11 protein-coding genes are annotated in these 12,610 nt (G+C 70.5%); 3 read left to right on the forward strand and 8 right to left on the reverse strand.

Annotated elements, in window-relative coordinates:
* Positions 1-138: 138 nt before the first annotated feature.
* From ABT352_RS07365 to ABT352_RS07390, 6 genes are all read right to left on the reverse strand, one after another.
* Positions 139-2,244 carry a xanthine dehydrogenase family protein molybdopterin-binding subunit gene (locus tag ABT352_RS07365; RefSeq protein WP_350943229.1) on the reverse strand — a complete coding sequence of 702 codons (2,106 nt, stop codon included), beginning with the start codon at positions 2,242-2,244 and terminating at the stop codon, positions 139-141.
* Entirely contained in the window at positions 2,241-3,272 is a 1,032-nt protein-coding gene (locus ABT352_RS07370; protein WP_350943231.1) for an FAD binding domain-containing protein, read from the reverse strand. The genes ABT352_RS07365 and ABT352_RS07370 overlap by 4 nt, the downstream gene beginning before the upstream one ends.
* Positions 3,269-3,859, reverse strand: coding sequence for a 2Fe-2S iron-sulfur cluster-binding protein (locus ABT352_RS07375; protein ID WP_350943232.1), 591 nt, complete (start codon positions 3,857-3,859; stop codon positions 3,269-3,271). Before ABT352_RS07375 ends, ABT352_RS07370 begins: the two co-directional genes overlap by 4 nt.
* A 165-nt stretch (positions 3,860-4,024) precedes the next feature.
* Entirely contained in the window at positions 4,025-5,137 is a 1,113-nt protein-coding gene (locus ABT352_RS07380) for an ABC transporter permease (protein ID WP_350943233.1), read from the reverse strand.
* Positions 5,134-6,681 (reverse strand): sugar ABC transporter ATP-binding protein, encoded by a 1,548-nt coding sequence (locus ABT352_RS07385; protein WP_350943234.1) that lies wholly within the window; start codon positions 6,679-6,681, stop codon positions 5,134-5,136. Before ABT352_RS07385 ends, ABT352_RS07380 begins: the two co-directional genes overlap by 4 nt.
* Positions 6,678-7,352 carry a DUF2291 family protein gene (locus tag ABT352_RS07390; RefSeq protein ID WP_350943236.1) on the reverse strand — a complete coding sequence of 225 codons (675 nt, stop codon included), beginning with the start codon at positions 7,350-7,352 and terminating at the stop codon, positions 6,678-6,680. Before ABT352_RS07390 ends, ABT352_RS07385 begins: the two co-directional genes overlap by 4 nt.
* Before the next feature lie 607 nt (positions 7,353-7,959).
* On the opposite strand from ABT352_RS07390, the gene ABT352_RS07395 reads away from it, so the two are divergent.
* From ABT352_RS07395 to ABT352_RS07405, 3 genes are all read left to right on the forward strand, one after another.
* Positions 7,960-8,886, forward strand: a complete 927-nt coding sequence (locus ABT352_RS07395) for a hypothetical protein (RefSeq protein WP_350943238.1) — start codon at positions 7,960-7,962, stop codon at positions 8,884-8,886.
* A 13-nt stretch (positions 8,887-8,899) separates the two neighbouring features.
* On the forward strand, positions 8,900-9,760 hold the full coding sequence (locus ABT352_RS07400) for a class F sortase (RefSeq protein WP_350943239.1): 861 nt from the start codon (positions 8,900-8,902) through the stop codon (positions 9,758-9,760).
* A 155-nt stretch (positions 9,761-9,915) separates the two neighbouring features.
* Complete coding sequence (locus ABT352_RS07405) at positions 9,916-11,061, forward strand: acetyl-CoA C-acetyltransferase (protein WP_350943240.1); 1,146 nt, start codon at positions 9,916-9,918, stop codon at positions 11,059-11,061.
* A gap of 114 nt (positions 11,062-11,175) precedes the next feature.
* On the opposite strand, the gene ABT352_RS07410 is transcribed toward ABT352_RS07405, so the two are convergent.
* Positions 11,176-11,367 carry a hypothetical protein gene (locus ABT352_RS07410; RefSeq protein WP_350943241.1) on the reverse strand — a complete coding sequence of 64 codons (192 nt, stop codon included), beginning with the start codon at positions 11,365-11,367 and terminating at the stop codon, positions 11,176-11,178.
* A 267-nt stretch (positions 11,368-11,634) separates the two neighbouring features.
* Positions 11,635-12,366 (reverse strand): class I SAM-dependent methyltransferase, encoded by a 732-nt coding sequence (locus ABT352_RS07415; RefSeq protein WP_350943242.1) that lies wholly within the window; start codon positions 12,364-12,366, stop codon positions 11,635-11,637.
* Positions 12,367-12,610 lie beyond the last annotated feature (244 nt).

Consider the following 12,610-nt stretch of genomic DNA (forward strand, 5'->3'; position numbering starts at 1 on the left):
CGGGTGCCGGGGCCGGCGTACCGGTCGGATGGCGCGGTGCCGCCGGTATCCGGCGGGGGCCCGCACGCGACAGGTCGGGTGCCGCGTGGTGTCGCCGGGTGCCGACGCGCGGGTCGGGTCGCCCGCTGCGGTCTTCCGTCAGCCGGTGCGCATGGCCGTCCGTACCCGGTCAAGAGTGATCGGCAGGTCGCGCTGCCGGAAGCCGGTCGCGTGGAAGACGGCGTTCGCGATCGCCGCGGCGGTGCCGACGATCCCCAGCTCGCCGATTCCCTTCACACCGACCGGGTTGAGCTCGTCGTCCTGCTCGTCGATCCAGTGGGCCTCGATCCCGCGGACGTCGGCGTTCGCCGCGATGTGGTACCCGGCCAGGTCGTGGTTGACGAAGTCACCGAACCGGGGGTCCATTCGCAGGGCCTCGTGCAGGGCCATGGAGATCCCCATCGTCATGGCGCCCAGGAACTGTGAGCGCGCCGTCCTGGCGTTCACGATCCGGCCGGCCGCGAAGACTCCCAGCAGCCGCTCGACACGGACCTGTCCGCTGTCGACGTTCACGCTGACCTCGGCGAACTGTGCCCCGAACGAGTGGCGTGAGAGGCGCTTGGCGGCGGCGAGATCCTCGGTGGTGTCCGCTCGCACCTCCAGTCCCTCGGGAGGGAGGACGCCGGACCGCTCGTCGAGTTCCTTCACCAGCGCACGGCACGCCTTGCTCACCGCCCAGCTCCACGAGGAGGTGCCCATGGAGCCCCCGGCGACCGGCGCGGGACCGAAGACGCTGCGGCCCACCCGCACCGTGACCAGGTCCATCGGCACGCCGAGTTCGTCGGCGGCCACCTGGGTCAGCGCGGTGCGGGCACCGGTGCCGATGTCGGCCGCGGCGATCTCGATCACGAACCTGCCGGTGGGCTGGGCGTAGGCGGTCGCGGTGGAGGCCATGGTGAAGACGGGGTAGGTCGACGACGCGACGCCGGTGCCGAGGAGCCGGTCGCCTTTCTCGCGGACGCCGGGCGTGGGGTCGCGCCCGGCCCAGCCGAAGCGCGCCGCACCCTCACGCAGGCAGGCGACCAGGTTGCGGCTGCTGAACGGGAGTCCCGACTCGGGGTCGGCCGAAGGCTCGTTGACGATCCGCAGTTGGACGGGGTCCATCCCGAGTGCGTACGCCAGCTCGTCCATCGCCGACTCCAGGGCGAACATCCCCGGCGCCTCACCGGGGGCACGCATCCACGAGGGGGTCGGCACGTCCAGCCGCAGCAGCCGGTGAGCGGTGTGGCTGCTGGGCGCCGCGTACATCACACGGCTGGCCGCGACCGTCTGCTCGGTGTACTCGACGAGCTTCGAACTCTGCTGGAGCGCTTCGTGCCACACCGCGGTCAGCCTGCCGTCCCGCTCGGCTCCCAGGCGTACCCGCTGCACGGTGGGCGTCCGGTAGCTGACGAGCGCGAACATCTGCTGCCGGGTCATCGCCACCTTGACCGGTCGTCCCACGGCGCGCGCGGCCAGCGCCGCCAGCACGGTCGGCGGGCGGGTCGCCGCCTTCGACCCGAAACCGCCGCCGATGTGGTCGGCGACGACGCTCACCGCGCTCTCGGGAAGACCGAACAGCCGGGCGATCGTGGTCGCCGACTTCCACGGTGCCTGGTCGGCGTTGTAGAGCGTGAGGGTCTCGCCCTCCCAGAACGCGATCGTGGCGTGCGGCTCGATCGGACTGGCGTGCTCGGTCGGGGTCGTGTAGACGGCGTCCACGCGGACCGGCGCCGACGCGAGGGCGCTCTCGGCGTCACCCCGGTCGACCGTCCCCGCGAGGCCCGCGTTGACCGTCTCAGGAGAGAAGATGCGCGGGTCGCCGGGATCCAGTTCGACGTCGTACTCCTCGTCCTCCTCGTAGTCCACGCGCACCGCCGACGCCGCCTCGCGGGCGCCCTCCAGGGTGGTCGCGACCACGGCGGCGACGATCTGTCCCCGGTAGGCGACGTCGGCCGACTGCAGAACGGCCAGCTCGGCGTCCTGCGCGGGACGCAGCCGAAAGACGTTGCCACTGTCCAGTACGGCGATCACCCCGGGCAGGGCGAGCGCTGCGGCGCCGTCGACGGAGCGCACCCGCCCTCGGACGATCGTGGACTGCACCGGCCAGACGTAGACGGCGTTCGGTACGGGGTACTCGTACGCGTAACGGGCCGCGCCGGTGACCTTGTCGCGTCCCTCGATCCTGGCCGGTGCCCCGCCCACCACCTTGTCGAGAGTGGTCATCCCCGCTCCTCCCGTGTGAGGCTCCCCGCGGACCCCGCCGGTCTCGTGAGATCGCGCACGCTCGCCGCGATCAGGTCGCCGGCGAGGTCGATCTTGAACTCGTTCCCGGGGAGGGGACTCGCCGCCGCGAACTCCGCCTCCGCCGCGGCGAGCAGCAGTGCCCTGGTCGGCCGGTGGCCGGTCAGCATCCCCTCGGCCTCCCTGGCCCGCCACGGCACGGGGGCCACCCCGCCCAGCGCGAGCCGGATCTCCCGCAGTGACCCGCCGGCCTCCGTCGCGACCACCGCCGCGATCGAGACCACCGCGAACGCGTAGGACCAGCGGTCGCGGACCTTGCGGTACAGCATGACCGCGCCGTCCGGGGGCGGCGGCAACTCGACCCCGGTGATCAGGTCGCCGGGGCCGAGCACGGTCTCCCGGTCGGGGGTGTCGCCGGGCAGCAGGTAGAAGCGGGAGAGCGGCACCGCCCGCTCCTCGCCCCCCGCGAGTCTGATGTGCACCACGGCGTCGAGGGCGGCCATCGCCACCGCCATGTCGGAGGGGTGGGTGGCCACGCACGCGACGGAGGTGCCGATCACCCCCAGGTCGCGGTGGTCGGTATCGCCGATCGCCGAACAGCCGGTGTCCCGTTCGCGCTTGTTGCACGGCTTGGTGATGTCCTGGAAGTACGGGCAGCGCGTGCGTTGCAGCAGGTTACCGCCGGTGGTGGCCATCGACCGCAGCTGCCCCGAGGCCCCGGCCAGCACCGCCTGGGAGACGGCGGGGAAACGTTCCCTGATGCCCCGGTCGCCGGACAGATCGCTGTTGCGCACCATCGCCCCGATGAGCACACTCCCGTCGGCCCGGTGCTCGATCCGGTCGTACGGCAGCCGCGTGACGTCCACCAGCGTCGCGGGCCTCGCCACGCCGAGCTTCATCAGGTCCACGAGGTTGGTGCCGCCGGCGAGGAACATCGCGTCGGTGCCGTCCAGGAGGGCGGTGACGGCGGCGTCGGGGTCGGTGACGCGCTCGTAGGTGAAGGGTCTCATCGCGTGCCCTCGGGGTTCCGCCCGGTGAGAACCGGCTCCCGGTTCTCACCGCCGGCCACGTCGAGGACGGCTTCGACGATTCCGGCGTACGCTCCGCAGCGGCAGAGGTTGCCGCTCATCCGCTCGCGGACCTCCTCGGCGTCCAGGTCGCGGCCGGAGGCGACACCGGCGGCGACGTCCTCGGTGACATGGCTCGGCCAGCCCTGTTCCGCCTCGCCGAGCGCGCCGATGGCGGAGCAGATCTGGCCCGGTGTGCAGTAGCCGCACTGGAAACCGTCCTGGTCGAGGAACGCCTGCTGTACGGGGTGCAGATCACTCCCGGGGGCGAGGGCGGCCACCCCCTCGATGGTGACGATCTCCTGCCCGGCGACCGCGACGGCGAGCGTGAGGCAACTGTTCACCCGGCGGCCGTCCAGCAGGACCGTGCATGCCCCGCACTGCCCGTGGTCGCACCCCTTCTTCGTCCCGGTCAGTCCGAGACGCTCCCGTAGCGCGTCCAGGAGGGTCACCCGGTTGTCCAGGAAGACGGGGTGGTCGGCACCGTTGATACGCAGCGTGATATCGCTGCCGAACGCTTCGACTGCCATGCGTTTATCCTGTCAATTCCCTGATGAGGGGCGGATTTCCTGCCAATCTGAAATTCTCAAAGAAGCGGCAATCCTGTCGGTTCGAGAATCACCGGGGAGCCAAAGAGGGGCCAAGATCGGCGCCGATCCCGTTCGGGCCCCCCGAGATCGGGTGACGTCGGCGGATCAGCCCGCTCGTCTGTCGGCGGCCATCGCCGACACGGTGGCCTCGCGCCGCCGGATCCGCTGTTGCCCCCGGTCCAGGATCACGGCGAGAACGAGCACGACCCCCTTCACGATGATCTGCCAGAACGTCGACACGCCCACGAGCACCATGCCGTCGGAGAGGAGACCGATGGCGAGGGCTCCGATGAGGGTGCCTCGCACCGTGCCGCGCCCGCCGCTCAGCGCGGCGCCGCCGAGGATCACCGCGGTGATCGCGTTGAGCTCGTACATCTCACCGGCGAGCGGTGACGCCGAGGTGAGCTCCGAGGCGATGATCAGGCCCGCGAGCGCGGCGCAGGCGCCGGAGATCACGTACACGGCTGTCTTGACGTACCTGATCGGGACCCCGGAGAGCTCCGCGGCACGCTCGTTGCCGCCCGTGGCGTACAGCCATCGCCCGAACGGCGTCCTGCCGAGCACGAGCGTGACGGCGACGGCGAGGAAGATCATGATCCACAGGCCCGTCGGGAGGCCGAGCACGCGCCCGTTGCCGAGAACGTGGAAACCGGTGTTGCCGAGCCCGGGGTCGCCGCCCAGATCGGGGTAGGTCGAGCCGTTGGAGATCAGCAGCGCGATTCCCCGCGCCACGTACAGCATGCCGAACGTCGCGATGAACGGCGCCACGTCGAAGCGGGTGATGACGATGCCGTTCACCAGGCCGACGAGCATGCCGACCATGACGCAGAGCACGATCACCCCCCAGACGGGCGGGTAGGCGACCACGTCGGCGAACCCGAGACCGAGCCCTCCGAGCAACTCGCCGGCGACGACCCCGGAGAGCCCGGCGATCGAGCCCACCGACAGGTCGATGCCGCCCTTGACGACGACGAGCAGCATGCCGAGCGCGATGATCGCGGTGATCGCGACGTGCTTGGTCATCGTGACGAGGTTCGGCACCGTGAGGAAGGAGTCGGACAGCAGGCCGAAGACCGCCACCACGGCCGCGAGGGCGATGAACGCCCGTAACTCGAACAGGTTGTTCACCAGCGACAAGCGGCGTGCCTCGGCCGTGACCGCCTCGGGCGGGGGGTGGTCCGCGGACGTCGACGGGGGAGACGTTTCCCGAGACGTCACTCCGCCGTCTCCTCGCCCGTGCCGACGGTGGTGCCGTCCGCCACCCTCATCAGCTCCTCTCTGGCCGTCTCGCCGCGCCGGAACTCACCGGCGAGGACGCCGCGGGCGAGCACCAGCAACCGGTCGGGGACGCGCAGGGCCTCCTCGGCGTCCGACGTGCTGAAGACGACGGCCAGGCCGCGCTCCGCGTGTGCCGCGAGGAGTTCGAAGATCTCCGCCCTGGCGTCGGTGCCGACGCCGCGCGAGGGCTCGTCCAGCAGGAGCACCCGAGGGGCGGTCAGCAGAGCCCTGCCGATGATCACCTTCTGCTGGTCACCACCGCTCAGGGACGCGACGGACGCCCCCGTGTCCTCCCGCCCGACGTCGATGTCGGTGATCATCCGGTCGACGACCTCCCGTTCGCGGGCACGGGAGAAGAACAACCGGTGGACGAACGTGCCCAGCCGGGCCAGGGAGAGGTTCTCCCCGACCGACATCGTCGGGACGAGGCCGTCGCGCCACCGGTTCTCGGGGACCAGGGCCACGCCCCGGGCGATGCGGTCGCGGATCCCCGCGTGTTCCAGCGGGACGCCACAGAGCAGGATCTCGCCCGACTGCGAGGGGATCAGGCCGGCGAGCGCCTCCAGCAACTCGGTGCGGCCGGAGCCCGTCAGGCCGTAGATCCCCACGATCTCGCCCTCCCTGACGGTGAGGGAGAGGTCGTCGATCGCGAGACGGCCGGGATTGACCGGGTCGGCCACCACGAGGCCGCGCAGGCTCAGCACCTCCTGCCCGCTGACCGGCGCGTGGTACGGGAAAAGGTCGTCCCGGTCGCGGTCGGTCATGCGCTCCAGGAGCCACCGGACGGAGACGCTCTCGGCGTCCGCCGTGGCGACGAGCCGCCCGTCACGCAGGACGACGACGTCGTCGGCGATCCGCAGCGCCTCCTCCAGGTGCGAGGAGACGTAGACGACCGCCACCCCGTTCGCGGTCAGCTCCTTGATGACCCGGAACAGGACCTCGATCTCAGGGGCGGTGAGGGCCGAGGTGGGCTCGTCCATGATCAGCACTCGGGCCTCCTGGAGGAGTGCCCGCGCGATCTCGACGATCTGCTGCTCGCCCGGCATCAGGTCGCCGACGGGCAGGTCGGGGTCCGGATACTCCTTCAGACTGTGCAGGATCGCCGTGGTGGTGGCCCGCTGGGACGAGCGGTCGATCACCCACGCCCCTCCGCAGATCTCCCTGGCCAGGAAGAGGTTGTCCTGGATGCTCAGGTTGGGGCAGAGGCTGAGTCCCTGGTGGACGATCGAGACGCCCTGGTCGGCCGCGTCACGGGACGACGCGAACCTGACGGGCTCGCCGTCGAGCTCGACATGGCCGGAGGTGGGGTGCTCGCTCCCGGACAGGATCCTCATCAGGGTCGACTTGCCGGCCCCGTTCTCGCCGAACAGCGCGGTCACCCGGCCGGCGGCGACGTCGAAGTCGACTCCCCTGAGCGCGGGCGTGTCCCCGTAGAGCTTGGTGACGTCGCGGGCGCTCAGGACGGTGGCGGCGGAGATCTTCACGAGACCTCCTTGATCGAGACCGGGGTGATGGTCACGACGGAGGGGGTGAGGAAGCTGAAGGCCCCGACGAAGGAGATCTTCCTGCCCTTCAGCCGCGGCGCGTCCAGGTGCCTGAGCAGCTTCTCCCGCACCTGGTCGTTCAGCGCGGTGGCGGCGTCGGCGTACTCCACCTGGCTGAGGAACTGCCCGAAGGTGATGAATCCGACCGCGTCCCGCAGCGCCGTGCCATTGATGACCGGACCGACCTGTAGCGACACCCGGGTGTCCGAGGGCAGCCCCGGCACGGTCACGGGCATCAGCCCGGACCTCACCGCCCCGGCCGTGCCGGTGCCCTTGACCGCGAAGGTGTAGGGGCCGTCGCCCTGCCGGACGCCGTACAGCCTCCCCGCCCCCTCCGCGTCGGTGGTCATGGCCTTCACCAGTACGGGCAGTTCGACGGCCTTCCTCCTGATCGCGGGTACGACCATGGCCTCGTAGGTCCGTGCTCCGTACGCGGCCGAGTCGAACGGGCCGGGACCCGAGGCCGCGACCGACTCCACCGAGCGGTATCGCGTGCTGAACCCGACGGCGACCAGGACGGCCACCGCGAGGGCGACGGCGACCCATCTCGTCGGGATCCGCCGACGGGAGACCTGCCCGCGACGCGCCCGCGGTGCGACCGGGGTGCTCATCTCAATCCTTCCGGTGGGGAGAAGAACTCGGGGAGAACACTGACCCGTCCGCTCCTCTCCGAACGGGAGCCGGTCGATTCGCCGGAGGTCGTTCCAGCCCGCCGCCGCGCGGGGCGCGGATGGTGGGGCCGATGATCATTGTGTCCGAATCGATGAAATATTTCCGCACTCCAGGAGGGGGTTACGGGCGTCCGAATTGGATCTCCCGCAGATTCCAGCCTGCCCGATGACGCTCCACAGATGGTGATCTTCAGGCCGGATATCACCAGTCTTGACCTGGTCTTTTCTGTATATCCAGGCGCTGATTGCCGATGCCGGGCCGCCGTCCCGCCGGATGGCCGGGCGCGAGGCGGGTGCCTCGGTCGGACGCGGGGAGGCGTCTTCGCCCCTGTCCGGCATCTGATAGGTGCCCGTCCGGTCCCCCGTTGGGCGCTTTACCCATGTACGGTGTCGTTTGCTGTGGGATAGATGGGAATTTGTGTCCGTTTAGCCGACTTGCTCGCGTGTCCCGGTCTCTGTTCGTAGGATCTATGCCGAACCTTGACCGCAATCTGTAAGCCTTGGGCGGCCGGTGCGCCGACCGATCGATCTGGAACGGGGAGAAACCGTGCTGAAGTCCAGGACGCGGCTGCGTGTCGCGGCCAAGACAGCCGTGATCGCTACGGTGGGCGCGGGCGTCTTCGGTGCGTTCCCCGCACTCGCCTCCATGTACGCCGCTCCCAAACCGGTCGCCTACACCTGCACGCTCGCCGGCGCGGTGTCGCCGTCGGCGACGTACACGTTCCAGATGGATCTGACCGGTCCGACGTCGGCGGTGACGAACGCCCCCCTCGTGGCGACCTGGAAGATCGGTCAGCCGGCCGCCCCTCCCACCCTTCCCGCCCTCACCCCGTCCGCGCCCGCCCCGGTGGGTGCGAGCCTCGTCGCCGACGCCGAGGTGCAGATCAATGCGACTCCCGGCGGAGTTCTGGCGAGCCCCAGCGAACTCCGCCAGATCCTGGTCACCGCCGCTCCCCCCGTCGCGGGGCAGGCGGTCACCGCGCCCCCCGTCCTCGTCACGGTGACCCCCCTCGCGACGGGTGTCGTCGCCTTCGAGCCCGGCGCGTTCACCCTGCTCCTCAAGACCGGCGCCGGGACGGCCGCCGCGGACGAGGCCGAACTGCTCGACTGCACCCTTCCCGACCCCGCCCAGGCGACCGCCGCCGCGCTGCGGGTGACCGTGGGAACGGGCACTCCCAGCCCTTCGGCCAGCCCTTCGGCGAGTCCGTCGGCGACCCCCTCGCCGTCGGCGACCCCGTCGGCCACCCCGACGACCCCCAGGCCGACGCTCACCGTCACCCGGACCCAGACCGCCGAGCCGTCCCGCGATCCCAACGAACAGATCGACGAGACCCCCAAGGGGGCCGCCTCCACCGGCGGCGGCGGCGACGCCGGCCCCGACGCTCGGATGATCATGTTCAGCGGTGCGCTGATGGTGGCGCTCGCCGGGATCGGCGGGCTCGTGCTGCGCCGTCGCACCGTCGGTCGCGGCTGATCGGGGTGGCCGGATGACCACCCCACCTCCGGGCGGCTGGCCGCCCTCCGGGCAGCACTCCCAGGGCCCGGTTCCCCACTACCGGCCGGTTCCTCCCGTCCAGCCGCCGTACCCGCAGCCCGGCCCCCCTCCGTACGGCTCGCCGTACGAGGGATGGCCGCCCGGACAGGAGCCTCTCGCCGGCGGGCGGATGATGCGGTCGGTGCTCATCCTCGCCGGGATCGCCGGGGTGGTCACGGTGCTGGTGGGCCTGCTCTACATGCTGGCCGCGCCCGAGGAGTACGGCCTGGCCGACCAGCGCACCACGCTGCCGCCCCGCGACCTGGCCGCGGCGCCGGCGAACCCCTACTTCCAGGCGGCACCGACCGTGCCGCCGCCCCTGCCCAGCCTGCCCGCGGCCCCGGCCATGCAGCCCTCGTCCCCGGTGCGCCTCGTCATCCCGCGGCTCGGGGTGAACGCGCCGGTGAAGTCCGTCGGGCTCGACAAGGCGGGCGCCATCGAGGTGCCACCGGTCGGCGATCCGAACCTGGTCGGCTGGTACCGCTCGGGCCCCACCCCCGGTGAGGCGGGTCCCGCGGTGATGCTCGGGCACAAGGACACGCGCGCGGGAAGCGCGGTTTTCAGCCGCCTCGACGAGATCCGCAACGGCGACGTCATCGAGGTGCACCGCAAGGACGGGATCATCGCCGTCTACACCGTGGGCGGGCTGGAACAGGCGGAGAAGTCGGTGTTCCCGACGGAGCGGGTGTACGGCCGGTCGTCGACCCCCCAGCTGCACGTGATCACGTGCGGCGGCACCTACAACCGTGCGACCGGTCACTACACCGACAACGTCATCGCCTACGCGACCATGACGAGCAGCAGGAGAGCCTGAACGGCCCCCTGCCCATGTGCCGAAAGGTGCGATCGGCCTCGCCGTCGCGCGGGCGGTTCCCGTTCAGGGCACGGACGAAGGTTCTGTTGTAACCTCCTATCAACCGAATGTTGCTCGGTTTCGTAGGCGGCTCGGGTTCGCGAGCAGGAGGCACTGTGGCAGAGGCGTACATCGTCGGGGCGGTCCGCACCCCCGTCGGCAAGAAGAAGGGCGGTCTGTCCACCGTCCATCCCACCGATCTGGCCGCGCACACCCTCGGCGCGCTCATCGAGCGTACGGGCGTCGACCCGTCCGCGGTCGAAGACGTGATCATGGGCTGTGTCATGCAGTTCGGCCCGCAGAGCATGGACATCGCGCGTAACGCGTGGCTGTCGGCGGGCCTCCCGGAGAACGTCGCCGGTGTGACCATCGACCGGCAGTGCGGCTCCTCCCAGCAGTCGATCCACTTCGCGGCACAGGGCGTGCTCTCCGGCACCCAGGACCTCGTCGTGGCGGCCGGGGTGGAATCCATGAGCATCGTCCCCATGGGGTCGAGCATCACCGCCGCGCTGGAGAAGGGCATGCCCTTCCCCTTCGGGGACAAGTGGGTGGAGCGCTACGGCAAGCAGGAGATCTCCCAGTTCCGCGGCGCGGAACTCATGTGCCAGAAATGGGGCCTCAAGCGCGAGGAGCTGGAGCGGTTCGCGTACGAGAGCCACCAGCGGGCCTCGAAGGCCGTCGCGAACGGTCATTTCAAGGACCAGATCGCCCCGATCAACGGTGTCGAGGACGACGAGGGCCCGCGCCCGGACACCACGCTGGAGAAGATGGCGTCGCTGAAGACGCTGAAGGAGGACGGCGTGATCACGGCCGCCACCTCCTCGCAGATCTCCGACGGCTCGGGAGCGCTCCTGATCGCCTCCGAGCAGGCCGTCCGCGACCACGGCCTCACCCCCAGGGCGCGCATCGTCACCCTCGCGCTCACCGGCGACGACCCGGTCTACATGCTGACCGCGCCGATCCCCGCGACGCGGAAGGCGCTGAAGAAGGCCGGCCTGTCCATCGAGGACATCGACGTCACCGAGATCAACGAGGCGTTCGCCCCCGTCCCGCTGGCGTGGATCAACGACCTGGGCGCCGACCCGGCCAAGGTGAACCCGAACGGCGGCGCCATCGCCCTGGGCCACCCGCTGGGCGGCACCGGCGCGATCCTGATGACCAAGCTCCTGCACGAACTGGAGCGGACCGGCGGCCGGTACGGGCTGCAGACGATGTGCGAGGGCGGCGGCCAGGCCAACGTCACGATCATCGAGCGTCTGTGACGACCTGATTCACCGAAAGGGCGTCCGTGGGGCGCCCATGAGATCCGGGAAAAGCCCCGGTCCCGGGAGGGAGACCTCCCGGGACCGGGGCTTTTCCCGGAAAGGACCCGCGGGTCAGCGGCCCCCCTTGCCCGGGATCCGGCGCGGCTGCCGGGTCGGCCTCGTCGGCATCGGAGGCATCGGCATGTGCCGCGGAGCCGCGGGCACGACGTGCTCGGGGAGCGGGGTGCGCGGCTTGGGGGTTTTGGCGGTCCTGGACTTCCCGCCACGCTTCTGGGCGGACTTGTGGGCAGGATGAATTCGCATATGAGGACTCCTTGAAGAATGTGACGACGCGGCGCGATCCCGGGTCGGACAACTCAGCTGCCACGTCGGACGAACGGGGCCGGAGGGCTGAGTGCGGGCGGATCAGCGAAGGCTGATCGACGCCGGCTCTTAGGAGTTGATCCACATGCGGACGAACATACGGTGCTGTCGCCGAGGCGTGCAACCCGTTAAAAACCGCGTGCGGTGCCGCCCCGGAAATCCGGGAGCGGCACCGCACGGGATGACGTGGGCTGTTCGAGCAGGGGGTTACTTGGGAACGCGGGCGACGCAGAAGACGGTCTGCCCGAACGGCGGGCGGACGAAGCGCTCGATGAAGCGGGTGAGGGGCACCACGGTACGGTCGTAGATCTTGACCAGGCGGGGGTCGGGGTAACCGACGCCGCCGCGGCGGACGGCGGCCCACCAGGCGATGCCGCCCAGGAAGTTGATCGGCTTGAGCACGTCGATGTCCAGGCCCGCCTTGGAGACCGTGCTGCGCAGGGTGGCGGGGGTGTAGCGGGTGACGTGGCCGACCTTGCGGTCGAAGTCTCCGTACAGCTGCATGTAGCCGGGCACCCAGATCACGATCCGGCCGCCGGGGAGGGTGACCTTGGCGAGCGAGCGCAGGGCCTCGACGTCGTCCTCGATGTGCTCCAGGACGTTCATCATCACGACGGTGTCGACCTTCTCACCGATCGGGATCTCGGTCGGCAGGCCGAACTGGAGCACGTCGATGTCGTCGCGGCCCTCGAAACGCTTCCGCAGCTGCTCCACGCAGTATGGGTCGAAATCGCTGACCACCAGCCGGTCGAGGCGGGGCAGGAAGGACTCGGCGAAGTGGCCAAGCCCGGAGCCGATCTCCAGCATGGACCGGCCCACGTGCGGGGCGACCATGTCGAGCTCGTACTGCCGGTAGTTCTTGGCCTCGTCCCCACCCAGGTGGTTCTCCAGGGCCTCGTCACCGGCCGCGGGTTGCACTACGCGGTCATACCCAGACATGCGGTTCCGTCCAGCTCGCTTACGGAAAGGCCGGGGCGAGGCCACGGCCAGGGACAGCCAGAGTCTAGTGGCGCTTCCCCCGCGGCGACCCCTTAAACGCCTCACGGCCGGCGTCGCGGCCCCGTGACGAGCGATCTTTCGCGACGAGGATCGGCACCGCCGGCGGAGGACGGAGGGCCCGGCCTCACCTCGATTACCGGCTCCGCCGAATCAGCCATAAAGCACCAGCATTTCCGCGCTTCAC

Source organism: Streptosporangium sp. NPDC000563 (assembly GCF_040299985.1).
Taxonomy (GTDB): Bacteria; Actinomycetota; Actinomycetes; order Streptosporangiales; family Streptosporangiaceae; genus Streptosporangium.